This is a genomic window from Rhizobium sp. RHZ01 (assembly GCF_014851595.1).
Classification (GTDB): Bacteria; Pseudomonadota; Alphaproteobacteria; order Rhizobiales; family Rhizobiaceae; genus Rhizobium; species Rhizobium altiplani.
In genome coordinates this window covers 104937-131366 of record NZ_JACUZZ010000002.1, presented here as the reverse complement: position 1 = coordinate 131366, position 26430 = coordinate 104937, and the positions used below count along the sequence as shown (strand labels likewise).

Sequence of the window (26430 nt, the reverse complement as noted above, 5' to 3'; positions counted from 1 at the left end):
CCATGACTGACGTCGCCAAGACCCTCGAGGAGCTTTGCGCTGAACGCGGCATGCGCATGACCGAGCAGCGCCGTGTAATCGCACGCATACTCGAAGAATCCGCCGACCACCCCGACGTGGAAGAACTCTATCGCCGCTCGGTGAAGGTCGATGCGAAGATTTCGATCTCGACAGTCTACCGCACCGTGAAGCTGTTCGAAGACGCCGGCATTATCGAGCGTCATGACTTCCGAGACGGCCGCTCGCGCTATGAGACGGTGCCGGAAGAGCATCACGACCATCTCATCGACCTCAAGTCGGGTGTCGTGATCGAGTTTCACTCGCCCGAGATCGAGGCATTGCAGGAGCGCATCGCCCGCGAGCACGGCTTCAAGCTGGTCGACCACCGGCTGGAACTTTACGGCATCCCGCTCAAGCCGGACGAGCGCTGAGACATGATCGCAGCCATGGAGTCTTCGTCTTGATCGCCTGGCTGCGCGTCGCCTTTGCGGGTATCGTCATTTTCGTCGCCAGTCTCCTGCTCATGCCCTGGCAGCTTTTGGCGCTCCGCTTCGACTGGAAGCTGCGGCGCTGGCTGCCCCGCGTCTGGCATCGCATCGTCTGTTTCTGTCTCGGCATCCGGATTCGCGTCCATGGGAAGATGGAAACGCACAGGCCGTTGATGCTGTGCGCCAATCATTCGTCGTGGATGGACATCATGGTGCTCTCCGCGGTTGCCGACGTTGCGTTCATCGCCAAGATCGAGGTGCGCGACTGGCCGATTTTCGGCACGCTGGCGAAGCTGCAGAAGAGCGTCTTCGTCGTGCGCGAGGAAAAGCGCAAGACCGGTCATCAGGCGAACGAGATAGCGACCCGAATGGCGGATGGCGAGATCGTCGTCCTGTTTCCGGAGGGCACGACGTCGGATGGAAACCGGCTTCTGGAGGTCAAATCGTCGCTGTTTGGCGCCGCCGCCATGGCGGTTCCCGCTTCGCCGACCGGAGCCGTCGTCGTCCAACCGGTCGCGGTGGCCTATACCGGCGTCCACGGTCTGCCGATGGGGCGCTATCATCGCCCGCTTGCCTCGTGGCCGGGCGATGTGGAGATGTTCCCGCATCTGAAAGACATGCTGCGATGCGGCGCCTTTGAGGTGGAAGTCTGTTTCGGCGAAGCCGTCGAATATCGTGCGAACAGCAACCGCAAGGAAGTCAGCACGACCATCGCTCGTCGCATCCGCTCGATGCTTGGCGCAGCATTGCGCGGTCGCAAAGCGGCCTGAGGCAAGATTTCCTTTTCTCGCGCATGAAAAACCACTAAATAGCCGCCCATGACCCAGGACAGTGCCCTTCTTCATGCCCCGGAGACCGATCTCCGTGATGGCAGCAACAGCCGCAAGGTGTTCATCAAGACCTATGGCTGCCAGATGAACGTCTATGACTCGACACGCATGAGCGATGCCCTCGCGCGTGACGGATACGAGTCGACGGAAGTCTTGGAAGAGGCAGACCTTGTTCTGCTGAATACCTGTCATATCCGCGAAAAGGCTGCCGAAAAGGTCTACTCGGCGCTCGGCCGCCTGCGCGACATGAAGAAGGAGCGCAACAAGGAAGGCCGGGAGTTCATGATCGGCGTCGCCGGTTGCGTGGCACAGGCGGAAGGCGAGGAAATCCTGCGCCGGGCGCCCGCCGTCGACGTCGTCATCGGTCCGCAGACCTATCACCGCCTGCCGGAAGCGCTGCGCAAGGCGAAGGAAGGGCAGCGGATCGTCGACACGGAATATGCCCTCGAAGACAAGTTCGAGCATCTGCCGATCGCCGAGAGCAAGAAAATCCGCTCTCGCGGCGTAACCTCCTTCCTGACGGTTCAGGAAGGATGCGACAAGTTCTGCACCTTCTGTGTCGTGCCCTATACGCGCGGTTCGGAAGTATCTCGGCCTGTCAGCCAGATCGTCGAGGAAGCACAGAAGCTCGTGGAAGGCGGCGTGCGCGAAATCACGCTGCTCGGCCAGAACGTCAACGCCTGGCATGGTGTCGGCCCGAATGATCAGGAATGGACGCTCGGAGACCTGCTCTACCGGCTGGCCGAGATCCCCGGACTTGCACGTCTGCGCTACACCACCAGCCATCCTCGCGACATGGACGATCGCCTGATCGAGGCGCATCGGGACCTGCGCGCGCTGATGCCCTACCTGCATCTGCCGGTGCAGGCCGGCTCCGACCGCATCCTGAAGGCGATGAACCGGCGCCATACGGCCGCCGAATACCTGACCCTCGTCGAGCGCATCCGCGCCGCTCGCCCAGACATTGCCCTTTCCGGAGACTTCATCGTCGGTTTTCCGGGGGAGACAGAGCAGGATTTTGAAGATACACTCCGTCTCGTGGAGGAGGTGCGCTATGCGCAGGCCTTCTCCTTCAAGTACTCGACACGGCCGGGCACGCCCGGTGCGGAACTGAAGGACCAGGTGCCGGAAGAGATCAAGGCAGAACGGCTAGAACGCCTGCAGGCGCTTCTTCTGAAGCAACAGCAGGAATTTGCCGAATCCCGTGTCGGGAAAACGATCGAACTGTTGCTCGAAAAGCCCGGTCGCATGCCAGGACAGCTTATCGGCCGTTCTCCGTGGCTTCAGTCCGTGAATGTTGATGCAAAAGCATTGCAAATCGGTGACATTATTAACGTGCGAATCACCGGAACCGGAACCAACAGCCTGTTTGCCGAGATAGCAGAGGCTGAGGTCTAAACCCTAGGAGCTCGACCGCTTGAACGGACAAGAATTGGTTTCTTCACCGCGCCACCCACGCATTGCGAGCGACGCCAATCACTTTATTCTGACGTTCGAGAACAATCGGTTCGCCAGTGAGTTGTTCGGTCAGTTCGACCAGAACCTCAAGCTGCTTGAAGAGCGTCTCCACATCGACGCTCGAGCGCGCGGCAATTCCGTCGTTATCTCGGGAGACATTGTCGCCACCAACCAGGCGCGGCGTACACTCGATTACCTCTATGAGAAACTCCAGAAAGGCGGCAGCGTGGAGCGATCCGACGTTGAAGGCGCGATCCGCATGGCGGTCGCCGCAGACGATCAACTGAGCCTGCCGACGATGGAGCGCAAAGCCAAGCTCACCATGGCGCAGATTTCGACCCGCAAGAAGACTATCGTCGCGCGAACGCCGACCCAGGACGCCTACGTGCGCGCTCTGGAACGGGCCGAACTGGTTTTCGGCGTCGGTCCGGCGGGTACCGGCAAGACCTATCTCGCCGTCGCTCATGCGGCCCAGCTCCTCGAACGGGGTCTCGTCGAGAAGATCATTCTTTCCCGCCCGGCGGTGGAAGCCGGCGAGCGGCTCGGCTTCCTGCCCGGCGACATGAAGGAAAAGGTCGATCCCTATCTCCGCCCGCTCTATGACGCGCTCTACGACATGATGCCCGCCGACAAGGTCGATCGGGCAATCACGGCCGGTGTTATCGAAATCGCTCCGCTCGCCTTCATGCGCGGCCGGACGCTCGCAAACGCCGCCGTCATTCTCGACGAAGCGCAGAACACGACCTCGATGCAGATGAAGATGTTCCTGACGCGTCTTGGCGAGAATTCCCGCATGATCGTCACCGGCGACCCGAGCCAAATCGACCTGCCGCGTGGTGTCAAATCCGGACTGGTGGAGGCCCTTCAACTACTGAATGGCGTCGAAGGCATTTCGATCGTCCGCTTCCGGGATACGGATGTCGTACGTCATCCGCTTGTTGGCCGCATCGTCAAGGCCTACGACTCGACCTATATCGCGGAAGCAGAGGAAGCCAGCCGGCAGGATTGATGGCCGAACTCGACATTCAGATCAGCATCGAAGAGGGCGACTGGCCCTCCGAGGATGCGCTGCATGCATTGGCGGATCGGGTGCTGGAAACAGCCGCCACCTATCTGCGTGAAACGGTCAAGCAGCCCTTTCCGAAGATGGTGCCCGAGGTTTCGCTTGTTTTCACGGATGATGCCTCGATCCAGGACATCAATGCCGAGTGGCGCGGCAAGGACAAGCCGACCAATGTGCTTTCCTTTCCGGCCTTCCCGGTCAAGCCGGGCAACGTGCCGGGACCGATGTTGGGCGACATCATTATCGCAAGAGAGACCGTTGAGCGGGAGGCAGTCGAGCTCGAAAAGATCTTTGACGACCACCTGACCCACTTGATGGTGCATGGTTTCTTGCATCTCTTCGGCTACGATCATAATAATGACGCTGAAGCCGAGATAATGGAGGGGCTCGAGACTCGCATTTTGGCGGTACTCGGCCTATCTGACCCATACGAGGGTCAAGACCTTAAAATGGAACCATGAGCGACTTTACGACGAGACCGGCCGCGGAGGCCAAGGACGCCGACCAATCCTCCTCTTCTGACGAGGGTGGCAGTAGTAGTAGGCAGTCTGGACGACCCCAATCCTTCTGGACGCGCGCCGCGCGTATCTTGAGACCACAGCAGGGCTCGCGCCTTCGCGAGGACATCGCCGATGCGCTGCTGACCGACGCTGCCGACGGTGACGTCTTTTCGCCCGATGAACGGGCAATGCTGCACAACATCCTTCGCTTCCGGGAAGTGCGCGTTGCTGACGTGATGGTGCCGCGGGCCGATATCGAAGCCGTCGATCAGAACATCACGATCGGCGAACTGATGATCCTGTTCGAGGAATCTGGCCGTTCGCGCATGCCTGTTTATGCGGATACGCTCGATGATCCGCGCGGCATGGTGCATATCCGCGATCTCCTGTCCTACGTCGCCAAGCAGGCGCGCAACAAGCGCCGCGGCAGCACCAAGACAGTCAAGTCGACAGAGCCTCTGGTCGAGGTTTCACCCGAACACTTGCAGAAGCCTACACGCGCTGCGAAGCCGAATTTCGACCTCAGCCGCGTCGACCTACAGAAGACGCTGTCGGAGGCCGGGATCATCCGCAAGATCCTGTTCGTTCCGCCGTCGATGCTTGCGTCGGACCTCCTTCGCCGCATGCAGGTCAACCGCACGCAGATGGCGCTGGTCATCGACGAGTACGGCGGCACCGATGGATTGGCCTCGCACGAGGACATCGTCGAGATGGTCGTCGGTGACATCGATGACGAGCACGACGACGATGAAGTCATGTTTAAGCGCGTCTCCGAAGACGTCTTCGTCGCGGATGCCCGTGTCGAACTGGAGGAGATCGCCGAGGCGATCGGGCCGGACTTCGACATCACCGAACAGGTCGACGAAGTCGACACGCTGGGCGGCCTGATCTTCTCCGAGCTCGGGCGTATTCCGGTGCGTGGCGAGGTCGTGCAGGCTCTGCCCGGTTTCGAGTTCCATATCCTCGACGCCGATCCGCGCCGGATCAAGCGCGTGAGGATCACCCGCAAGCGTCAGGCCATCCGTCGCCGCGTCAAGATCGACGGCGACAGCACGCCCGGTTCGGATCACGGCGAGGAGAGGCAAACCGACGCCTCCACGTCGACCTGATGCCGCAACGCACGACAAACGGCGGCTTTTTTGAAAGACTGCGAGCGGGTTGATTCGCAGCTTGATGGGAGTGCGCATGGAGCGGCTTGCGGACAGGGTTATCCTTGCCTGGGGGTTCAAGAGGGTTGCGTTGGCGGTCCTTGCTGGCGCCGTCGGCGTTCTGGCCCTGCCTCCATTTGGCTTCTTTGCCGCAATGTTCGTGTCGTTCACGCTGCTCGTCTGGCTGATCGACGGCTCGGCTGCCGCTCCGGAAAGCGGGCTCATTGGGCGACTGTGGCCATCTTTTACCGTCGGTTGGCTCTTCGGCTTTGGCTATTTCGTCGCGGGTCTCTGGTGGCTTGGCCACGCCTTGATGATCGACGCGGAGGCCTTCGCTTGGGCGCTGCCGCTGGCGATCCTCGGCCTGCCTGCCGTGCTCGCCATCTTCTACGGCATTGCTGCGGCGCTGGCGCGAACCATGTGGTCCGATGGCATGGGGCGGATTGCGGCGCTTGCGGCGAGCTTCGGGTTGCTGGAGTGGCTGCGGAGCGTGCTTTTCACCGGCTTCCCCTGGAACGCTATCGGCTACGGCATGACGCCCGTGCCGCTCATGATGCAATCGGGGCACGTCATCGGCATCATGGGCATCACGTCGCTCTCGGTCTTCATCTTCGCCGCACCCGCACTCCTCGGCACCCGGCAGGGCGCAAAGCTCGGGCTCTCGCTGGCAGCCCTGCTCTTCGCCGCACATATCGGCTATGGCGCCTATATCCTCTATGGCCCGCAACCCGCGCCTGCATCCGACTCCCCGAGCCCGGTCATTCGCCTGGTTCAGCCGATGATCGAGCAGACGGCGAAGATGGACAGCGACGCCGACCGCGCAGCTATCTTCGAGAAGCACCTGAAGCTTTCCGTCGAGCCTCCGAAGGACGGCGGGCGGAAACCGGACATCATTGTCTGGCCGGAAACGTCCATTCCCTTCATCCTGACCGACAATCAGGATGCGCTCAGCCGGATCGCGGACACGCTCGACGACAATCAGATCCTGATTGCCGGCGCTGTCAGGGTGGAGGACATGGGGCCTGGCAATCCGCCTCGCTACTACAATTCGATATACGTCATCGACGGCCGTGGGCAGATTGCCGGCGCGGCCGACAAGGTGCATCTCGTGCCGTTCGGCGAATACGTGCCGTTCGAGAATATCCTCGACGATTTCGGCATCCAGAATGTGGTCGAGATGCCAGGCGGCTTCTCACCCGCCGCCACGCGCCAGCTTCTGAGTTTGCCCACGGGGATCAAGTTCTATCCCCTCGTCTGCTACGAGATCATTTTCCCCGACGAGATGACCGGCGACCTAGGCGCCGCCAATGCCATTCTCAATGTTACGAACGACGCGTGGTTCGGTGCAACACCCGGCCCCTACCAGCACTTTCAACAGGCTAGGTTGCGTGCCGTGGAGACCGGCTTGCCGCTGATTCGAAATGGCAATAGCGGAATTTCAGCCATCGTGAACTCCCGTGGCGAGGTCATTGCGGGTCTCGGCCTCAATGAAACTGGCTTTGTCGACGCAACCATCGAGCGTTTCGACGCCCAGCGCGATCCGGGTTACCCGCGCCAAACTTACTTCCGGTTGATCGAGATACTTCTGTTTGCAATTGCGCTGGTTTCGCGTTTTGGTTTAGTTTTCAAGCAGAATTGACCGAAAACCCCTAAAATTGCATAGTGGTTCGGATCGGCGTTCTTAGCGTATGTTTCAAGGTGGTTAATCAAGACTTTGCAACGTGGCGTTTTGGGGATGGGTTTGGGCATGCCGGTTTGAACAAGGTTGAAAATTTTTGTTAGGGCAGGACCATGATTGAGAACAAGAAGCGGCCGAACCCCATCGACGTACACGTTGGTAGTCGCATTCGCCTTCGGCGAACGATGCTCGGAATGAGCCAGGAAAAGCTCGGAGAGAGCCTCGGCATCACCTTTCAGCAGATCCAGAAATACGAAAAAGGCACCAACCGTGTCGGTGCCAGCCGCCTCCAGAATATTTCCAGCATTTTGAACGTTCCGGTTTCCTTCTTCTTCGAGGACGCGCCGGGCGAACAATCCTCCGGCCTGTCCGGCATGGCGGAAGCCTCCAGCTCCAACTATGTGGTCGACTTTCTTTCGTCGTCCGAGGGGCTTCAACTCAACCGCGCCTTTGTAAAAATCACCGATCCCAAGGTTCGCCGCAAAGTCGTCGAGCTGGTGAAGGCACTCGCCGCCGAAGCCGACAGCGAATAACCGCCATTCAAAATTCGGAGCAGAGACAAAAGCGGTCGCAACGGCCGCTTTTGGCATTTTTGGGGCAAAATTTGCCACTTTGCAGCAGATATAAAGATATATTTATGTCCTTCTACGCTTGTTTTTCTGATGCGAACTGAGTACCTACTAGGCAGCTTTTGTTCTTTGAGGGGAATCCCGGAATGCGCGCGAATTACCTTTTCACCAGCGAGTCAGTTGCCGAAGGTCACCCGGACAAGGTGTGTGACCGGATCTCCGACGAGATCGTGGATTTGGTCTACCGCGAAGCCGCCAAGACCGGCGTCAACCCCTGGGGCGTGCGCATTGCCTGCGAGACCCTGGCAACCACCAACCGCGTCGTGATCGCCGGTGAAGTGCGCCTGCCGCCGAGCCTGATGAAGAAGGACAAGAACGGCAACGACGTCATCAACCCTTCGAAGTTCAAGGCCGCTGCCCGCCGCGCCATCAAGGACATCGGCTATGAGCAGGACGGGTTCCACTGGAAGACGGCGAAGATCGACGTGCTCCTGCACTCGCAGTCCGCCGACATCGCCCAGGGCGTCGATAGTGCCGCCGACCAGCAGGGTGACGAAGGTGCCGGCGACCAGGGCATCATGTTCGGCTACGCCTGCAAGGAAACGCCTGACCTCATGCCGGCGCCGATCTATTACTCCCATAAGATCCTGCAGCTGCTCGCGACTGCCCGCAAGAAGGGCGACGGCGAAGTTGCAAAGCTCGGCCCGGACGCCAAAAGCCAGGTGACGGTGCGCTACGTGAACGGCAAGCCTGCCGAAGTCACGTCGATCGTTCTCTCCACCCAGCATCTCGACGAAAGCTGGGATTCGAAGAAGGTTCGCGCGGTGGTCGAGCCCTATATCCGCGAAGCCCTCGGCGATCTGCCGATCGCCGACGATTGCAACTGGTACATCAATCCGACCGGCAAGTTCGTCATCGGCGGTCCTGACGGCGACGCCGGCCTCACCGGCCGCAAGATCATCGTCGACACCTACGGCGGTGCTGCTCCGCACGGTGGCGGTGCGTTCTCCGGCAAGGACACGACCAAGGTCGACCGCTCGGCCGCTTACGCTGCCCGTTACCTCGCGAAGAACGTCGTTGCCGCCGGTCTTTCCGACCGCTGCACGATCCAGCTGTCCTACGCTATCGGCGTCGCACAGCCGCTGTCGATCTATGTCGACCTGCACGGCACCGGCAAGGGCGTGACGGAAGACCAGATCGAAGCCGCGATCCGCAAGAACATGGACCTGTCGCCAACAGGCATCCGCCGTCACCTCGACCTCAACAAGCCGATCTATGCCAAGACTTCGGCCTACGGCCATTTCGGTCGCAAGGCTGGACGCGACGGCTCGTTCTCCTGGGAACGCACCGACCTCGTCAAGGCGCTCAAGGACGCCGTCAAGGTCAAGGAAGCAGCATGACCGACATGGAGCGTCGCGGACGCGCGACCGAAGCCTTCTTCGGTCGCCGCAAGGGAAAGGCTCTGCGCGAACATCAGGCAGAGCGACTGAACACCCTGCTTCCGGCGTTCCTCATCGATCTTTCAGCGGCTCCGCCCGAGCCGCTGAAGACCCTCTTTCCGGTGCCGACCGAAAGGCTGCGCCTGGAAATCGGTTTCGGCGGCGGCGAGCATCTGATCCATCGCGCCGTGGAAATACCCTCGACCGGCTTTATCGGGGTCGAGCCTTTCATCAATTCCATGCAGAAGCTGCTGACGAGCGTCGACAAGGCAGGCGCCAGGAACGTTCGTGTCTACAACGATGATGCGACGCAATTGCTGGATTGGTTGCCGGACGCCTCGATCGACCAGATCGACCTGCTTTACCCGGATCCGTGGCCAAAGCGGAAGCACTGGAAGCGCCGCTTCGTGTCGAAGACGAACCTCGACCGATTCCACCGCGTGCTGAAGCCGGGCGGGCTGTTCTGCTTTGCGTCCGATATCGATACCTACGTCAACTGGACGCTGCTCAAATGCCGCGACCATGGCGGCTTCGAATGGCTAGCACAGAATGCGGCAGACTGGCTGACGCCCTACGAGGGCTGGCCGAGCACACGCTACGAGGCCAAGGCACGGCGTGAAGGCAGATCTTCCGCCTATCTCACATTCAAGCGCGTCTGAGCCTGCCTAGTGCAGGCTCACCGTTTTCAGCTCATCCTCAGCGGCCTTGAAGAAGGTGCTGGAGCGATTATCCGTCAAAAGGATCGGCGTGCCATCGGCGCCGAATAGCGCCCAGAGGTCAACGCTCGGATCGATGTCTGGCGCTTCCGGGAAGCACTTGGCAACTTCTTCGTTGCGCATCTTGCGGATATAGGCGACCTCGCCGTTGCCGATGCCGGCAAGTTCGGTTTTGGTCAGGTGCGAATTGGCTTCTTTCATCAACATTCCTGTACCTCCAAGAGAAGGGACCAACGGCTCAACATGCGCCGTTGTCCTACTGTGAGACCGAAATGTTAATTTTCTTCACCATGCGGCTCGGTTCGGGGCGGATGAGATCCACCGACAGCAACCCATTCTTGAGGCAAGCGCCCAAAACCTGCATGCCGTCGGCCAGAACAAAGGTCCGCTGGAACTGACGCGCGGCGATGCCGCGATAGAGATAATCGCGCTCTCCCTGCTCTGCCTGACGGCCGCGGATCGACAGCTGATTTTCCTCGACGGAGACATCGAGGTCGTCCTCAGCGAATCCCGCGACGGCAAGGGTTATGCGCAGCCTTTCCGGATCGCCGGAAGCGCGGTCAGGAGCAACGCGCTCGATATTGTAGGGGGGATAGCCATCACTCGCCTTGGAAAGGCGCTCCAGCGTCTTCTCCATGGCGTCAAAGCCCAAAAGCAGCGGGCTCGCGAAAGGCGTCATGCGGCTCATCTTTCAAGTCCTTGATTCAAGCGACCTTGCCGGACCTGAAATGCAGCATCCGACTGTCGACAATATGGGAATTGCCGAGCCCGGGCGCAAGGCGGACGTCCATGCTCGCTCCCGGGAAGCCAGCAAGGGTCCGACCTTGACAAAGCAGGCGCCGACTCGCATCAAATCCTGCCTGCGCCGGCTGTGCCGATTTGCGACGGGAATATAAACAAACGGTGCATGCCACGAAGACGCGCACCACGAGGATGGGAACGATCGGAATGGCAAACCCTAGAAAGATCATCATCGACACTGACCCCGGTCAGGACGACGCAGCCGCCATCATGCTGGCCTTTGGCAGCCCGGAAGAGCTCGACGTACTCGGCATCACCACGGTCGCCGGCAACGTGCCACTGTCCTACACCAGCCGCAATGCGCGCATCGTCTGCGAGCTCTGTGGTCGCACCGATACGAAGGTCTTTGCCGGCGCCGACAAGCCGATTGCGCGCAAGCTGGTGACCGCGGAGCACGTGCATGGCAAGACCGGCCTCGACGGTCCGGTTCTCGACGAGCCCACGATGCCGCTGCAGACGCAGCATTCGGTGGATTTCATCGTCGAGACGCTGCGCAGCGAGCCGGAAGGCGCAGTGACGCTCTGCACGCTGGGGCCGCTGACCAATATTGGCCTGGCCTTCCAGCAGGCGCCCGACATCATCCCGCGCGTCCATGAACTGGTCATGATGGGCGGCGGCTTCTTCGAGGGTGGCAACATTACGCCGGCCGCCGAATTCAACATCTACGTGGATCCCGAGGCAGCCGACATCGTCTTCCGCTCCGGCGTTCCGATCGTGATGATGCCGCTCGACGTCACGCACAAGCTTCTGACACGCAAGGACCGCGTCAAGCGCATGGCTGATCTCGGCACACGCCCGGCCATCGCCATGGTCGAGATGCTGGAATTCTTCGAACGCTTCGATGTCGAGAAATACGGCTCGGACGGCGGCCCGCTGCACGACCCGACGGTTATCGCCTATCTGCTGAAGCCGGAGCTTTTCAAGGGGCGGACCTGCAATGTCGAGATCGAGGTGAAGTCGGAACTGACTGCCGGAATGACCGTCGTCGACTGGTGGCACGTGACCCACCGCAAGCGCAATGCGCAGGTCATGCGCGATGTCGATGCGGACGGATTTTTCGATCTGCTGATCGAGCGTTTCGCCCGCATCTGATTTCGGATTGTTTGACGGGCGCCTGAGGGATCAGGCGTCCTTCTGGTCGAAAACCGAATTGGTTTCGGGTTCGACCAGCTTCGGTCCGCCCTTGGCGACGCCGACCATGGCCGGGCGCAGAACACGCTCGCCAATCGTGTAGCCAGCCTGAACGACCTGAACAACGGTGTTGTTCGGCACCTCAGGGTTCGGTACTTCGAACATGGCCTGGTGGAAATTCGGATCGAACTTCTGGCCAACCGGCTCCAGCTTTCGGACACCGTGGCGCTCGAGCGCCGCCAACATCGAGCGTTCCGTCATCTCGACACCCTCGATCAGCGTTGTCAGGCCGGCATCAGCGGCAGCCCTTGCTTCCTCCGGAATCGCATCGATGGCGCGGCGCAGGTTGTCGGAAACGGCCAACATGTCGCGGGCGAAGCCAGCAGCCGAATAGGTCTTGGCGTCCTTGATTTCCCGCTCGGTGCGGCGGCGCAGGTTATCCATCTCGGCAGCAAGCCGCAGATAGCGGTCGCGCAGCTCTGCGTTCTCGCCCTTCAGAAGTTCCAGCGGATCGGGCTGTGCGGTGGCTTCGTTCTCGACGTTTGCGGCGGCGTCCGCTGCGGCTTCGGCCGCGGCTGCGTCAGGTCCGTTCTTCGTCGTTTCGTCAGTCATGACGTTCTCCGGTGATTGGTGTCTTTTAGGATGTGCCCGATATCGAGCTTTGACGGGCAAAAATCAAGTCTGCGTGACTGAAAAGCGCGCGATGCGGGGCAACTCATGCCGGGTTGAGCGAGAGGGCCAGCTTGACTTGCTCGCGCTAAAGTTCTTTTATTTTAGAGCTACCTAAACCTTTCTTGCTTCGGCCTAATCCTGGGTCAGGGAGCTGCTACCATGAGCGATCAGAAAAGCTATTCCGGGCGCTGCTTCTGCGGCGCCGTGGAGATTGTTGCTACCGGCGAACCGGTGGCGATGGGATACTGCCACTGTGCCTCCTGCCGGCATTGGTCCGCAGGGCCGGTCAATGCCTTCACGCTCTGGCAGCCGCAGGCTGTCCGGGTCACTAAAGGCGGAGAGCATGTCGAGGGCTATCAGAAGTCCGATACCAGCGTGCGGAAGTTCTGCGAGCTGTGCGGTGGGCATCTCTACACCGAGCACCCGACCTGGGGCGTCACCGACGTCTACGCGGCACTTCTGCCGGATCTCGACTACACCCCGGCGCTGCACGTGAACTATCAGGAGAGCGTGCTGCGCATTCGTGACGGCCTGCCCAAATATAAAGACATGCCCGCGGAGATGGGCGGCTCGGGCGACACGTTGCCTGAGTAGCCGCGCTACTTCGCGCCGCGTGACAGTCGCGTCATAAGCTGAGCGGTATAATCGACCATCGGGACGATGCGCGAGTAGTTGAGACGCGTCGGCCCGATCACTCCCACGGCACCGACAATGCGGTCGTCATCGTCACGATAAGGCGCAACGATCAACGACGAGCCGGAGAGCGAGAAGAGCTTGTTCTCCGAGCCGATGAAAATGCGCACACCTGGCCCGCTTTCGGCCAGATTGAGGAGTTCCAGCAAGCTGTCTTTTTTCTCGAGGTCGTCGAACAGCATGCGCAGGCGGTCGAGATCGTCGGCACCGGCGAGACCGGCGAGCAAATTGGCGCGGCCGCGAATGATGAGCTGAGCCGGTTTGCCTTCGTCCGCGCTGCCGGACCACACAGCGATGCCGCGCTCGACGAGATCCTGCGACAGCGTGTCGAGTTCGCGGCGGACATCGTCCTTCAGTCGGCTCAGCTGATTGCGCAGTTCCGGCAGCGTCTGGCCGGTCATATGCGCGTTGAGGAAGTTTGCGGCCTCGGTCAATTGCGATGATGTGACGCCTGCCGGAAGCTCGATGATGCGGTTTTCCACCTGGTCGTGATCGCCAACGAGCACCGCAAGCGCCTTGGTCGGCTCGAGGCGAATGAACTCGACATGCTTGAGCACAGGATCGCTTTTCGAGGTGATGACAAGTCCGGCGCCGCGCGAAATGCCCGAGAGCATTCGGCTCGCCTCGTTCATCATCAATTCCATCGGATTGTCGCGGCTTTCGGCGCGCACCTGCCGATCGATGTTGGCACGATCCTCGGCCGAGAGATCGCCCACCTGCATGAAGGCGTCGACGAAGAAGCGCAGGCCGATCTGCGTCGGCAGACGCCCGGAACTGACATGCGGTGAATAGATGAGGCCGAGTTCTTCCAGATCGCTCATCACATTGCGTACGGACGCCGGCGACAGCGACATCGGCAGGATTCGCGAAAGGTTGCGGGAACCGAGCGGTTCGCCCGTTTCCAGATAGCCCTCCACGATGCGGCGAAAGATTTCCTTGGAGCGTTCATCCAGCGCAGCCACTGCCTCTGAAACCGACGTCGATCTGAACTCCATGAAACCTTGCGTACCCGTGCTGACGATGATCCGACAAAATATAGCCAATCTCTCCGCAGCGGCAAAAGGGAAATTGCAAATGGACGCTGCCAATCGTAGAAGCTCTCAACACCATAGCACGCATGATCTACCCGAAGCCTGCTCACGCCTTCGGCACGATGATTAGGAGAATAGTATGCGGCCCTCAGGCAGAAAAACCGACCAGATGCGCAAGGTCTCTTTCGAGCGCAATTTCTCCAAGCACGCGGAAGGCTCCTGTCTGGTGAAGTTCGGCGATACGCATGTGTTGTGCACGGCGAGCGTCGAGGAAAAGCCGCCGGCATGGCTGCGCAACACCGGCAAGGGCTGGGTTACGGCCGAATACGGCATGCTGCCGCGCGCCACCGGCGATCGCATGAAGCGCGAAGCTGCGGCCGGCAAGCAGGGCGGTCGCACCCAGGAGATCCAGCGCCTGATCGGCCGCTCGCTGCGCGCCGTCGTCGACCTCAAGGAGCTCGGCGAGCGCCAGATCACCCTCGATTGCGACGTCATCCAGGCGGACGGCGGAACGCGCACCGCCTCGATCACGGGCGCCTGGATTGCGCTCTACGACTGCCTGAAATGGATGGAGAGCCGCAACATGCTCAAGGTCGAGCGCGTGCTCAAGGACCATGTCGCGGCCATTTCCTGTGGCATCTTCGCAAACCAGTCGGTCCTTGACCTCGACTATCTCGAAGACTCCTCGGCCGAGACCGACGCGAACTTCGTGATGACCGGCACTGGCGGTATCGTCGAAATTCAGGGCACCGCCGAAGGCACGCCCTTTACCGACGAGGAGTTCGCTTCGCTGATGACGCTCGCCAAGGGGGGCATTGCCGAACTCGTGGCGATGCAAAAGCAGGCGATCGCCGGATGAACGACGTGCTGGAAGGCATGCTGGAGACGGCGCTCTATGCTGAGGATCTCGACAAGGTCGAAGCCTTCTATGAAGGCGTTCTCGGTCTTTCGAAGATCTCGCGGAGCGGCAACCGGCATGTCTTCTTTCGCTGCGGCCCCGGCGTGCTGCTGATTTTCAATCCGAAAGAAACGATCAAGCCGCCCTCACCGACCGCGCTGCAGGTGCCGCCTCATGGCACAAGCGGTGCGGGACACGCCTGTTTCCGCGTCTCGGGCGAAAATCTCGATGCGATTGCCACCCGGTTGATGTCCGAGGGTGTCGCCATCGAATCCGAAGTCACCTGGCCGCAGGGCGGCCGATCGATCTATTTCCGCGATCCAGCGGGCAACAGCCTTGAATGCGCTGAAGCCCGTATCTGGGGCCTCGAATAGGACAATCATGCGCAAGCTCGAAACCAAGACCATTGTCGTTGCCAGCCACAATGCCGGCAAGATCCGGGAAATCCAGGACCTGATCGGCCCCTTCGGCTTCACCGCGAAGTCGGCGGCTGAATTGAACTTCGTGGAGCCTGACGAAACCGGCACCACCTTCGAGGAAAACGCAAAGATCAAGGCGCTCGCTTCTGCGGAAGCCGCTGGACTTCCGGCGCTGTCGGATGATTCCGGCCTCGCCATCGATGCGCTCGGCGGCGATCCTGGCGTCTATACCGCCAACTGGGCCGAGAAGCCCGACGGGACCCGCGACTTCGCGATGGCGATGGAGAAAGTCGAGGCGGCGCTGGACAAGGCCGGCGCTTCAAAGCCGGAACAGCGTACCGCCCGCTTCGTAAGCGTGCTCTGCCTTGCCTGGCCGGACGGCCATACGGAGCTCTTCCGCGGTGAAGTCGAGGGCGCTGTCGTCTGGCCGCCGCGCGGCAGCCAAGGCTTCGGCTACGATCCGGTCTTTCAACCCGAGGGCTATGACACTACCTTTGGAGAGATGAGCGGGGAAGAAAAACACGGCTGGAAGCCGGGCGACGCAGAGGCCCTGTCGCACCGCGCCCGCGCCTTCAAGATTTTCGTCGAAACCTGCCTGGAAGCCTAAGGGCAACGTGGACACTTTGGAACAGCCTGACCTGATGCGCTATGCCGCTCTTCTGCCCGATACCGGCGAACCCGGCTTCGGCGTCTACGTGCATTGGCCGTTCTGCGCTGCCAAGTGCCCCTATTGCGATTTCAACAGCCATGTCCGCCACCAGCCGGTCGATCAGGAGCGCTTCACTGCGGCCTTCCTGAAGGAAATGGCAACGGTGCGCCAATTGAGCGGGCCGAAGACGGTGACGAGCGTCTTCCTCGGCGGCGGCACGCCCTCTCTGATGAACCCTTCGACGGTTTCGGCCATTCTCAATGGTATTGCCAAGCATTGGCATATGCCAGACGGTATCGAGATCACCATGGAGGCGAACCCCTCCAGCGTCGAGGCGGAGCGTTTCCGGGGCTATCGCGCCGCCGGGGTCAACCGCGTCTCGCTTGGCGTCCAAGCCTTGAATGACCGCGACCTGAAGTTTCTCGGACGGCTGCACGACGTTGCCGACGCGCTGAAGGCGATCAAGCTGGCACGCGACATCTTTCCGCGCATGTCCTTCGACCTGATCTATGCTCGCCCGAACCAGACTGTCGAGGAATGGGAGCGCGAGCTGAAGGAGGCGATCTCCTACGCGGTCGATCACCTCTCGCTCTACCAGCTGACGATCGAGGAAGGCACCCCCTTCTACGGCCTTCACAAGGCGGGCAAGCTTGTCGTTCCGGACGGCGATCAATCGGCATTGCTCTACGAAGCGACGCAGGAGATCACGGCTCGCGAAGGAATGCCGGCCTACGAGGTGTCCAACCACGCGCGCCCCGGCGCGGAGAGCCGCCACAACCTCACCTATTGGCGTTACGGCGACTATGCCGGTATCGGCCCCGGCGCCCACGGGCGGCTGACGCGCGGCGCGATGAAGATCGCGACGGCGACCGAGCGGAAGCCGGAAAGTTGGCTCGATCTCGTCGAGCGCGACGGCCACGGCATCCTCGATCAGGAACAACTCGGCTACGAGGAGCAGGCGGACGAACTGCTGTTGATGGGACTACGCCTGAAGGAAGGTGTCGATCTCGCCCGCTGGCAACAGCTTTCAGGCCGCGATCTCGACCCAAAGCGTGAAGAATTCCTGCTGGAACACGGCTTCGTCGAGCGGATCGGCAATTCCCGGCTTCGCTGCACGCCGTCGGGTATGCTGATCCTCGATTCCGTCGTAGCCGACCTCGCCTGCTAGGCCGGCCGCTTTCGTCCCAGGGAAAACAACCGCCCGTCGATCGCCGCAAGGCCGATCGCGATCATCGCCATGCCGATCAGATGCTTGGCTTGCAGTTGCTCGCCGAGAATAGCTGCGCCGAGCAGGATGGCGCTGACCGGGATCAGGAAGGTCACGAGCATGAGGTTTGTCGCCCCTGCCGTTGCCAGGATGCGGAAGAACAACACATAGGCGATCGCCGTCGACAGCAAGGCCAGGCCCAGCAAGGCCATCCAGGTCTCGAGTGACGGGGCGGCCAAAGTCCAAGGTTGATCCACGACGAGCGCGATCGGCAGCATCAGGATGGTCGAAGCGGTAACCTGTCCGGCGGCGGGAATGAGCGGCGCCATGCCCATCTGGCGGAAGCGTCGGCCGAAAATCCCGGCGAAGGAGTAGGAGAGCGCAGCACCGAGCACGGCAAGCTGCGCCAGCACGTTCGAGCCGAGATCACGCAACACGTCGAAGCCAATCATGTAGGCAACACCAGCAAAGCCAACGAGGACGCCGAGCAGGCGGTTGCCGGTCATCTTTTCGTCCGCTGTCAGGAAATGCGCGACGACGACACCGAAGAGCGGCGTCGTGGCATTCAGGATCGAGGCAAGGCCGCTTGCGATGTGCGTCTGGCCCCAGACGATGAGGCAGAAGGGGATCATGTTGTTCAGGATGCCCATGCCGAAGAACGCAGCCCAGGACCTAGCGTCGCGCGGCATCGCATGGCCGGTGGCTCGGACGATAAGGTTCAGCGCAAGTGCGGCAACCAGGACCCGGCCCGCGACGATCGTGAACGGCGGCAGGGTCTTCACCAGAATACCGTTGAAGAGGAAGGAGCCGCCCCATAACAGGGACAACACCAGCAGCATTCCCCACTCGGCAAGGCCCATTTGTTTCTGCTGCATTATCTTCTCCCTAGTCAGCCTGACCGGAATACATCCAGCCGCTGGCTGCCACCACCCGATTGTTGCGCGTCTCGAACGCGGCCATTCTCGATTAATTCTCGCTCATCGCGCAGCTTGAATCAGCTTTTTCGACAGCTTTCATGCTGATATTATTGCGATGCCTGGCAGGAGACAAACGAGTCTTTCTCGATCCATGATATAGCTGAGCTAAACCATGAGCGACTATCTTCCCTCTCTTTCAGCACTTAGGGCCTTCGAAGCCGCCGCGCGACACCTCAGCATGACGCTTGCGGCAAAAGAGCTCAACGTCACGCCGGGCGCCGTCAGCCTGCAGATCCGTGACCTGGAAGCATCGCTTGGCGTCAAGCTCTTCGAGCGCAAGACGCGCGCGCTGGCCTTGACGGTTGAGGGCGCGGATTATTTTTCGACGCTTAGGGCAGCATTCCGTCTGGTCCGGGAGGCGACGGCGGCAATCACGGCACGGGGACGCGGCGCCGTCCTCAACGTCACCTGCACGGCGGGATTTGCGACCTACTGGCTCGTGCCGCGTCTCGGGCGCTTCGAGGCGATGCACCCTGAAATCGACGTTCGCATCAGCGCATCGCACCGCGTGCTCGACTTTCAGCGTGACGGCATCGACCTCGCAATCCGCCACGGGCTCGGCGGGTATGACGGCCTGATCAGCGAGCGGCTCGTCGATGACGAACTCGTGCCGGTCTGCACGCCAAAGCTTGCCGCTGAACTGGGGAGCAATCCGTCGCCCGGCGCCCTCGCTGGTTTCCAACTGATCCATGACGTCTATCGCCATGACTGGCAGCTCTGGCTGGAAGCGGCCGGCGCAACGGGGGTCGATCCGTCGCGCGGGCCGATCTTCATGCATGGCAACGGAGCCTATGACGCGATGAAGGCCGGGCTCGGCTTTGCCTTGATGCGACGCTCGTTTCTGGAGCGGGACCTGAAGGAAGGTGCGGTGATCACGCCTTTCCCGCTTGGGATCGCAAGCCGCCTTGCCTTCCACCTCGTCTATCCGGGCCCCGCGCTCGAGCGACCGGCAGCGGCGGCCTTTCGCCGCTGGCTGCTGACCGAGGCACAGGCCTGACCTGACTGTGGCTGATTTGTCATGCTGATTAAAAAGTGGAGCATTTTAATCATAAAATAGGGTTTTCTTCGGGCTTTTTCTTGACTATTACACTCCAGATAAAATTCTGCAATGAGCCTTCCGGTGTGATAAGCCAATGAATAATCTTCAATTTTCTTCTCGATTCCTTTCCACATCAGCTTTGACGGGCGTGGTGCTCGCCCATCTTCTCGCGCCGGCTGCGGCACAGGATGCCGCGGGGCACCAAGACGGAGCGACGGTTCTTGAAGATATCATCGTCAATGGCGGCAGCGGCGGCGTGATCCAGGCTGACGGCTATGTCGGCAAGAGCAGCGCGACAGGCACGAAGACCGACACGCCGTTCATCGAGATTCCTCAGTCGATTTCGTCCGTAACCGAGCAGCAGTTGAGGGACCGCAATCCGCAGAGCCTGCTCGATACGGTCGCCTACACACCGGGCACTCGTGTCGGTGCTTACGGCTTCGATCCGCGCTTCGATTCATTCTCGGTACGCGGCTTCGACGTGACCTATACGGGGATCTTCCGCGATAACCTTCGTCAGCCCGGCGCAGGTTCGTCACTCTTCAAGACCGAGCCTTACGGCCTCGAAGGTGTCTCAATCCTGCGTGGACCATCCTCAGCGCTGTATGGAGCAACGGGCGCCGGCGGTCTCTACAACCTCATCACCAAGCGGCCGACGGAAGACGCTTTTCACGAAGTTCAGCTGCAGTATGGTACCGACCAACGCTATCAGACCCAGTTCGACCTCTCAGGTCCCGTTAACAATGAGGACCCCTTCTATTATCGCCTGACTGGCCTCTACCGCGATGCCAACACGGAACAGGTCAGCGTTCCCGACGACCGCGTCTATATCGCGCCAGCCTTCATGTGGAAGCCGGACGAGGATACCAAGCTTACCATTCTCGGCGAGTATTCCCGAACCAAGACCGGTGGGACGGCGGCCTACTACAATGATCCGGCCGGCAACGTAACCGACATTTTCGCAGGCAATCCGGCCTTCAACGATTCAGTCCAGAACCAGGCGCGCATCGGCTATGAATTCGAGCACCGGCTGAACGACGTCTTCGTGTTCCGCCAGAACGCCCGCGCATCGACGCTCAACATCGACGCCGACTGGGCCTTTGCCTACGCCCCCAACGCGGTCGATCCAAGTCTCCTCGACCGCAGCGCCGGCACGTTCGACGAGCGGCTGACGGCCTTCGTCATCGACAATCAATTGGAAGCCAAGTTCGAAACGGGGGCGATCGACCATACGGTGCTTGCGGGCCTGGACCTGACCAAGCTGCGCTGGCGTTCGCTCGATGGTCGGGGCGTGTCGCCGCCGCTCGACACCAACAATCCGACCGCGGGAGCGCCCGTTGCACCGATCGACTTCGACACGCGCACCATCCAGGATCAATGGCAGGTCGGCACCTACCTGCAGGACCAAATCCGCTATGACGCATGGATACTCACCGTCGGCGGGCGTTACGACTGGGTTTCGACCGACACCGACAATACCGACCTCAGCACGAACGCTCTGACCAGCCTCTCGCAAAAGGACAAGGCATTCTCCGGCCGTGTCGGCTTGGGCTACGAGACCGATTTCGGCATTGTACCTTATGCCAGCTACTCCACCGCCTTCGCACCCAATGCCGGTATCAACCAGGAGACGGACCAGCCCTTCAAGCCGACGGAAAGCGAGCAGGAAGAGATCGGCGTCAAGTACCTGCTCCCGAACAGCAACACGCTGCTGACGGCTGCGCTGTTCAATATCGACCAGAAGAACAGCCTCTACTACGAGGTCGTGAACCTGCCGACAGGACCGGCGAACATTCAGGTGCAGCGCGGCAAGATTCGCTCCCGTGGCTTGGAACTCGAAGCGACCACGAGCCTCGACAACGGCCTGTCGCTGGTCGCGTCTTATACCTACACCGATACCGAGATCCTGGAAGGAACGACCGGGACCGTTGGCAATTCCGTCTCGTCGGTTCCGAGGCACATGGCTTCGCTCTGGGCGAATTACACATTCCAGGAGAGCAGCCCGGTCTACGGCCTCGGCATCGGCTTCGGCACCCGTTATCTCGGCAAGAGTTACACCAGCGACGCCAACACGGCGCAGAACGGCTCACGCGTCCTCTTCGACGCCGCCATCAGCTATGATTTCGCGGCGCTGGACAAGAAATACGACGGCCTGAGCCTGCAGGTGAACGCCACCAACCTCTTCGACCGCCGGGAGGCCGTCTGCTCGGCGGGCTTCTGCTATCGCGACCAGGGCCGCGCCGTGATCGGCAGCCTGCGCTACACATGGTGAGCTGATGGCGAGCGCACAGCACCATGTCGCCGATCGAGGCCAGAGCGCCTCGATTCTCTCGCCGGCTTTCGCCGGCGAGCATGCGTGGTGCAGCGAGAAGATGGTACTCTCAACCGAGCTATCGGACGGGGTACCGCTGCCGCGCTTCTTCGGTGACGGCGGGTTCAGGCAGGCGATTGATCGTTATGCCGAGGCATGTGGAGACAGCGACAGGCGCGCCGTCGTCTCGATGTGGTCGTTATATTACTTCTCCACTCTTTCCATCCCCTACGTGCTGGCGCGCCGCCTCGCCGCGCAGGCGCTGCCGATCGCCTTCGATGAGATGACCATCGCATTGCAGGAGAACGGGCTGCCACGGGCGTTCGGCGTTCCACACCGGGGCGGGCATGCCGCGGTCGAGGAGGACGACGGGTTCGGGGCGATAGGTCCATTGTTGGAGCAACATCTTCCCGAGGCGGTCGCGAAACTCAACGCTTGCGGTATTTCGGCCAAGCTGTGCTGGAACAATGCCGCTGTCTATCTCGACTATGCGCTGCGATTGACCCGGCCAGCTGAAGGCCCCGATCTCACGGTGTTCGTGCGCGGCTGCCTGCCGGATGGCGGCGTCAATCCTCTTTGCGGCAGCGTCCGATATGTCGAGGAGGATGGTGAGCGCGTCGCCCGGCGGAAGATATGCTGCTTGCGCTACATGCTGCCCGACGTGCCGAGCTGCGGCAAGCCTTGCGCTCTTCCGAGCCAAAGGAACGTACAATGACCCTTTCCACGATCACGAGACGTGGCTTTCTCGCCGCCGCGTCCACGACGCTCTGCGCGCCGGCTCTCTTGAAGGCCGAGACGCGCTGGCCGCTGACCGTGACCGACGCGGTCGGTCGAACGGTGACGATTTCAAGGAAGCCGAAGTCGATCATCCTCGGAACGGGATTCAATCTTTTCGCGCTGTCGCTGATCCATCCGGATCCGGTCAGCCTGCTTGCTGGCTGGGCGACCGACATGAAGACGGACAATCCGTTCATCTACGACGCCTTTCGCAGCAAGTTTCCGGCCCTCGACAAGGTCCCGCTGGTCAGCAATGGGCAGGCGGATGGCATGAACTTTGAGGCCGCACTCTCCTTGGAGGCGGACCTTGCAATCATGGGCAGGTGGCAGGCCGATGGCGAACAAGGCGAACGTGCCATCGACTATCTCCAATCGATCGGCGTGCCTGTCATCGTCGTCGATTTCAATCTCGATCCACTGAAGAACACCCCGCGAGACATTCGCCTCCTCGGCCGCGTTCTGGAATGCGATCGGCAAGCGGAAGATTATGCGCAGTTCTTCGAAAAGCGGGTGCAGCGCATCAAGGCAGAGTCGGCAGGGAGAGGCGAGGATGCGCCGCTGGTGCTGATGGACGCCTTCCCGAGCGCAACACGGGGCAGCTGGGCGATCGGCCGGACCGGCCTCGGCGAGTTGATCACGCTTGCCGGCGGACGCAACATCGCGGACAAGAACCTACCGCCGCAGGGCGGGCCGGTGACGGCGGAATACATCATCGCGGCGGAGCCGGACGTCTATATCGCCACAGGCTCGCCGGGTGGCGTCTACACCGTCTTCTCGATTGGCCCTGGCGTCGATCCCGCAGAAGCCCGTCGGTCGCTCCAGGAAACCGTTCAGGCACCCGCCCTTGCCCCACTGAAGGCTGTGCGCGAGGGAAATGTGCATGGCATGTGGAACTTCTTCAACGCCGTGCCGCTGAATGTGCTGGCGGCGGAAGCCGTGGCATCCTGGGTAAGGCCTGACCTGTTCGGCGATCTCGATCCGGCGGGCGGCCTCGCCGAAATCAACGAGCGTTTCGCTGCGGTCCCGTTCGAGGGGGCATACTGGACTAGCTTGGCGGGCTAGCGTCCAGGCGCACCGGTCTTGAAAAGACTGCCGGTCGGCGTGTTGAGGAACATCTCCAGCGGAATGTATTCCTGATGCAGGAAGCCGGTGGACGGCAGCAGGTCCTCGCGCACCATCTCGATCACGGCAACCACCGAGGCCGATGTCGTCCAGGCAATCGCCGTGCGGCGAGCGCCTGCTATCTCGATCGGATAGTAGGCGCGCACAAACTCCTTGCGGCGCAGGTTGCCGTTCTCCGTGCCCTCCGCTGCCACGTGGACATACACAACATCGTCCTCGACCGGCGGCTTGGCGTTGGTGAGGATTTCACCGGCAAGCTTGCGCCTGTCGCGCATCAGGAGTTCGTGAAAGAAGAAGTTCATCAGATCCATGTGTCCGGGATAGCGCATCGTCTTGTAGTCGAGGTTCTCGACCTTGCCGAGCATGGTGTCACACATGGTGCCGAGGCCGCCTGATGTCGTGAAGGCCTCCAGCTTCACACCCTCGACGTAGATCGTCTCGTGCCATTCCATCGGCGAGACGAGCTTGCGAATGCCCCCCTCGATCACTTCGCAGTCGTTCAAATACTCATTGACCACGCCTTCGGGCGACCAGTTGAAGGCGTAGCCGAGGAGACCGGTCGGATGCTGCGGCAGGGCGCCGACGCGCATGCGAATGGAACGGCATTTGTCGAATCCATCCGCAAGGCTCGATCCGACAATACCGACGAAGCCGGGGGCGAGGCCACATTGCGGCGCCATCAGCCCGCGCGCGGTCTTGGATAGTTCGATGATGAAATTTGTGGTCGGCACGTCTTCCGTGAGGTCGAAATAATGGATCCCCGCAAGATGGGCAGCGCGCGCCAGGCCGATGTTGAGGTGATAGGGCAGGCAGGAAAGCACGGCCTCGACACTCGACAGCAGTTCGCCGATGGTGGTGGGGTCGGAAACGTCCCCACTCCTGCACTGGAACGGAAGGCTCTCTGTCGGCGCCTGAATATCGATGCCGAGAACGTCGAAGCCCCCCTCGTGCAGGAGCGTCGCTGCCAACCGCCCGACCTTGCCCAGCCCGAGAACGGCAATCCTGTCGAAACTCATCAACTCCCTCCCCTTTTGTGCACGCGGCACACGCTCCTCACAGCCAGCGTACAGAAGATTGTGCGCAAAAGAAAACGGCCGGAGCAATGCCCCGGCCGTCAAAGCACAGAAGGTTTCCCGACTATTCGTTGATCAGGCGCTTCAGCAACTCGATCTCATGCGAGAGCTTCGTATCCTCAGCAATCAACTCCTCGATCTTGCGAACGGCATGCAACACGGTCGTATGATCGCGACCGCCGAAGCGACGGCCGATTTCCGGGAAGGACCGCGGCGTCAGCGTCTTCGACAGATACATGGCGATCTGGCGCGGCTTGACGATGACACGGGTGCGGCGGTTCGAGACCAGCTCCTGGCGCGACACGTTGTAGTGCCGTGCGACGATGCGCTGGATATCCTCGATGCGGACGCGACGTGGCTCACCCGAACCAACAAGGTGGGCAAGAAGCTCGTCCACGCGCTCTACCGTCAGGTTCGGCTCGAAGGAGCGACGGAAGAGCAGCTGGTTGAAGGCGCCTTCCAGTTCGCGGCCGCTCGCAGTGATGTTGCGGGCAACATGGTTGAGCAGTTCCGCCGGGATTTCCAGTGACGGATCCTCGACGCGAGCTACGGCGAGGCGACGCTTCAGGATTTCGAGGCGCATTTCGTAGTCCGGCGCATCGAGCTCGATGGCAACGCCGCCCTGCAAACGCGAGCGGACGCGTGGATCGAGCGATTCCAACTCCCAGGGAGCGCGGTCGGCAGCGACCACGACCTGCTTGGCGCTGTCGAGCAGCATGTTCAGCAGGTGGCAGAACTCGTGCTGGATCATCTTCCCCTGCAGGAACTGCATGTCGTCGATGATCAGAAGGTCGATGTTGCGCAGCGAGTCTTTGAGCGTCAGAGCATCATTGTCGCGGATCGCGGTTGCGAAACGCCACATGAAATACTCTGCCGTCAGATAGACGACGCGCAGTGCGCGCGGGTTCTGAACCGCGGCATTGGCGATCGCCTGCAGAAGATGCGACTTGCCGAGGCCGACGCTGGAATGGACGAACAGCGGATTGAAACGGACAGCGCCCTGTCCGGCTTCCGCAATCGTCTTGGCGGCGGCAAGTGCCACGCGGTTCGAGCTGCCTTCGACGAAGGTGTCGAAGGTGAAGCGGGAATCCAGAGGCGAGCCGAAGAGCGGCTGGCCGGAGGTGGCAGGACGGGCTGCGGCAGCGGACGAAACCGCCTGCTGCGCAATCTGGCCGGCATGCTGCGCCACAGGGCGGCGCGTCTGCGCAGCGGCAACAGGCTCCGGGGAAACCGGCTCTTCAGCCGGCTTACCAACGCCACGCGTTGCCGTGCGAACAAGAATTTCGACTTTCAGGATTTCAGAGTCTTCGGCCCGGAACAGGCTGGTGATCAGCTCAAGATACCGATTGTTGATCCAGGACTTCAGGAAAGTCGTCGGCACCGTCAGGCGCACGACGCTCTTTGAAACCGAATGCAATTTCAGCCGTGCAAACCAGCTTGCATAAACATCCGGACCGACCTGCGCCTTCAGACGGGCGCTGACACGCTCGAAAAGTACACCATGCTTCATGTCTCCCTTTTCCCCTGCCGCCTCGGCGCAAATAGAGCCAAACGCCTGCGGTTCATTGTCCCCACTCTCCAGGACATCCGCCGTCATTGTATTCATCTGCATCATGCCGCCTTCCATTCGTCGGCCGACTTTGTTTCGTCGCCCGATTATTTCCCCGCTATGGCTAGAAAGTGGCACCCTCATGAGCCACTCGCCTGCCGGTTCACTCAAATACTGCCCCACTCGCAAGAT

The 26430-nt window shown here is 61.0% G+C and carries 27 protein-coding genes; 20 read left to right on the top strand and 7 right to left on the bottom strand.

Going from position 1 to position 26430, the window contains the following annotated elements; genetic code table 11:
- The first annotated feature begins 2 nt into the window (after positions 1–2).
- From IB248_RS03440 to IB248_RS03395, 10 genes are all read left to right on the top strand, one after another.
- Entirely contained in the window at positions 3–431 is a 429-nt protein-coding gene (locus tag IB248_RS03440) for a Fur family transcriptional regulator (RefSeq protein ID WP_007789354.1), read from the top strand.
- Between the two features lie 29 nt (positions 432–460).
- Complete coding sequence (locus IB248_RS03435; RefSeq protein ID WP_192240315.1) at positions 461–1258, top strand: lysophospholipid acyltransferase family protein; 798 nt, start codon at positions 461–463, stop codon at positions 1256–1258.
- A gap of 48 nt (positions 1259–1306) precedes the next feature.
- Positions 1307–2716, top strand: a complete 1410-nt coding sequence (miaB, locus tag IB248_RS03430) for a tRNA (N6-isopentenyl adenosine(37)-C2)-methylthiotransferase MiaB (RefSeq protein ID WP_192240314.1) — start codon at positions 1307–1309, stop codon at positions 2714–2716.
- 19 nt (positions 2717–2735) lie between these two features.
- Positions 2736–3785, top strand: coding sequence for a PhoH family protein (locus tag IB248_RS03425; protein WP_025658708.1), 1050 nt, complete (start codon positions 2736–2738; stop codon positions 3783–3785).
- Complete coding sequence (gene ybeY, locus IB248_RS03420; RefSeq protein ID WP_192240313.1) at positions 3785–4300, top strand: rRNA maturation RNase YbeY; 516 nt, start codon at positions 3785–3787, stop codon at positions 4298–4300. The genes IB248_RS03425 and ybeY overlap by 1 nt, the downstream gene beginning before the upstream one ends.
- Positions 4297–5448, top strand: coding sequence for a hemolysin family protein (locus IB248_RS03415; protein ID WP_026371511.1), 1152 nt, complete (start codon positions 4297–4299; stop codon positions 5446–5448). Before ybeY ends, IB248_RS03415 begins: the two co-directional genes overlap by 4 nt.
- Before the next feature lie 76 nt (positions 5449–5524).
- A complete protein-coding gene (lnt, locus tag IB248_RS03410) occupies positions 5525–7126 on the top strand; it encodes an apolipoprotein N-acyltransferase (protein ID WP_192240312.1) in 1602 nt (533 codons plus the stop codon).
- 152 nt (positions 7127–7278) lie between these two features.
- On the top strand, positions 7279–7698 hold the full coding sequence (locus IB248_RS03405) for a helix-turn-helix domain-containing protein (protein ID WP_018855116.1): 420 nt from the start codon (positions 7279–7281) through the stop codon (positions 7696–7698).
- 182 nt (positions 7699–7880) lie between these two features.
- Positions 7881–9134: a methionine adenosyltransferase gene (gene metK, locus IB248_RS03400; RefSeq protein ID WP_018855117.1), complete on the top strand. Its 1254-nt coding sequence runs from the start codon at positions 7881–7883 to the stop codon at positions 9132–9134.
- Positions 9131–9832, top strand: coding sequence for a tRNA (guanosine(46)-N(7))-methyltransferase TrmB (locus IB248_RS03395; protein WP_192240311.1), 702 nt, complete (start codon positions 9131–9133; stop codon positions 9830–9832). Before metK ends, IB248_RS03395 begins: the two co-directional genes overlap by 4 nt.
- A 6-nt stretch (positions 9833–9838) precedes the next feature.
- Here the strand turns inward: IB248_RS03395 and IB248_RS03390 are convergent, their stop codons facing one another.
- On the bottom strand, positions 9839–10096 hold the full coding sequence (locus tag IB248_RS03390) for a DUF1150 family protein (RefSeq protein WP_007799651.1): 258 nt from the start codon (positions 10094–10096) through the stop codon (positions 9839–9841).
- 49 nt (positions 10097–10145) lie between these two features.
- Complete coding sequence (locus IB248_RS03385) at positions 10146–10577, bottom strand: Hsp20 family protein (RefSeq protein WP_062371331.1); 432 nt, start codon at positions 10575–10577, stop codon at positions 10146–10148.
- Positions 10578–10837: 260 nt separating this feature from the next.
- Between IB248_RS03385 and IB248_RS03380 the strand changes: the two genes are divergently transcribed.
- The gene (locus IB248_RS03380) at positions 10838–11782 is read left to right on the top strand and encodes a nucleoside hydrolase (RefSeq protein ID WP_025658701.1); all 945 of its coding nucleotides are present in this window, start codon (positions 10838–10840) and stop codon (positions 11780–11782) included.
- 30 nt (positions 11783–11812) lie between these two features.
- On the opposite strand, the gene grpE is transcribed toward IB248_RS03380, so the two are convergent.
- Positions 11813–12433, bottom strand: a complete 621-nt coding sequence (grpE, locus tag IB248_RS03375; RefSeq protein WP_018855122.1) for a nucleotide exchange factor GrpE — start codon at positions 12431–12433, stop codon at positions 11813–11815.
- 219 nt (positions 12434–12652) lie between these two features.
- Here grpE and IB248_RS03370 point away from each other — a divergent pair, with 219 nt between their 5' ends.
- A complete protein-coding gene (locus IB248_RS03370; protein WP_018855123.1) occupies positions 12653–13087 on the top strand; it encodes a GFA family protein in 435 nt (144 codons plus the stop codon).
- A 5-nt stretch (positions 13088–13092) separates the two neighbouring features.
- Here IB248_RS03370 and hrcA read toward each other — a convergent pair whose 3' ends face one another.
- The gene (gene hrcA / locus IB248_RS03365; RefSeq protein WP_018855124.1) at positions 13093–14181 is read right to left on the bottom strand and encodes a heat-inducible transcriptional repressor HrcA; all 1089 of its coding nucleotides are present in this window, start codon (positions 14179–14181) and stop codon (positions 13093–13095) included.
- 175 nt (positions 14182–14356) lie between these two features.
- Here hrcA and rph point away from each other — a divergent pair, with 175 nt between their 5' ends.
- Genes rph through hemW form a run of 4 tightly spaced genes read left to right on the top strand, consistent with a single transcriptional unit; the run spans position 14357 to position 17351 of the window.
- On the top strand, positions 14357–15076 hold the full coding sequence (gene rph / locus IB248_RS03360) for a ribonuclease PH (RefSeq protein WP_062371335.1): 720 nt from the start codon (positions 14357–14359) through the stop codon (positions 15074–15076).
- Positions 15073–15489, top strand: coding sequence for a VOC family protein (locus IB248_RS03355; RefSeq protein WP_018855126.1), 417 nt, complete (start codon positions 15073–15075; stop codon positions 15487–15489). The genes rph and IB248_RS03355 overlap by 4 nt, the downstream gene beginning before the upstream one ends.
- A 7-nt stretch (positions 15490–15496) precedes the next feature.
- A complete protein-coding gene (rdgB, locus tag IB248_RS03350; RefSeq protein ID WP_025658695.1) occupies positions 15497–16141 on the top strand; it encodes an RdgB/HAM1 family non-canonical purine NTP pyrophosphatase in 645 nt (214 codons plus the stop codon).
- Positions 16142–16175: 34 nt separating this feature from the next.
- Positions 16176–17351: a radical SAM family heme chaperone HemW gene (hemW, locus tag IB248_RS03345; protein ID WP_018855128.1), complete on the top strand. Its 1176-nt coding sequence runs from the start codon at positions 16176–16178 to the stop codon at positions 17349–17351.
- Here the strand turns inward: hemW and IB248_RS03340 are convergent.
- On the bottom strand, positions 17348–18265 hold the full coding sequence (locus IB248_RS03340) for a DMT family transporter (protein ID WP_192240310.1): 918 nt from the start codon (positions 18263–18265) through the stop codon (positions 17348–17350). The two genes, hemW and IB248_RS03340, sit on opposite strands and share 4 nt — an antisense overlap.
- 214 nt (positions 18266–18479) lie before the next feature.
- Here IB248_RS03340 and gcvA point away from each other — a divergent pair, with 214 nt between their 5' ends.
- The 4 genes from gcvA to IB248_RS03320 all read left to right on the top strand — a co-directional run bounded on the left by gcvA (position 18480) and on the right by IB248_RS03320 (position 23556).
- Positions 18480–19364, top strand: coding sequence for a transcriptional regulator GcvA (gene gcvA, locus IB248_RS03335; RefSeq protein WP_169679247.1), 885 nt, complete (start codon positions 18480–18482; stop codon positions 19362–19364).
- A gap of 136 nt (positions 19365–19500) precedes the next feature.
- The gene (locus IB248_RS03330) at positions 19501–21678 is read left to right on the top strand and encodes a TonB-dependent siderophore receptor (RefSeq protein ID WP_192240309.1); all 2178 of its coding nucleotides are present in this window, start codon (positions 19501–19503) and stop codon (positions 21676–21678) included.
- A 4-nt stretch (positions 21679–21682) separates the two neighbouring features.
- Positions 21683–22432 (top strand): siderophore-iron reductase FhuF, encoded by a 750-nt coding sequence (gene fhuF, locus IB248_RS03325; RefSeq protein ID WP_113470555.1) that lies wholly within the window; start codon positions 21683–21685, stop codon positions 22430–22432.
- Positions 22429–23556, top strand: coding sequence for an ABC transporter substrate-binding protein (locus IB248_RS03320; RefSeq protein ID WP_192240308.1), 1128 nt, complete (start codon positions 22429–22431; stop codon positions 23554–23556). Before fhuF ends, IB248_RS03320 begins: the two co-directional genes overlap by 4 nt.
- Here the strand turns inward: IB248_RS03320 and IB248_RS03315 are convergent.
- The gene (locus IB248_RS03315) at positions 23553–24632 is read right to left on the bottom strand and encodes a saccharopine dehydrogenase C-terminal domain-containing protein (RefSeq protein WP_169679255.1); all 1080 of its coding nucleotides are present in this window, start codon (positions 24630–24632) and stop codon (positions 23553–23555) included. The genes IB248_RS03320 and IB248_RS03315 overlap by 4 nt on opposite strands.
- Before the next feature lie 121 nt (positions 24633–24753).
- A complete protein-coding gene (gene dnaA / locus IB248_RS03310) occupies positions 24754–26301 on the bottom strand; it encodes a chromosomal replication initiator protein DnaA (protein ID WP_026371516.1) in 1548 nt (515 codons plus the stop codon).
- Between the last annotated feature and the right edge of the window lie 129 nt (positions 26302–26430).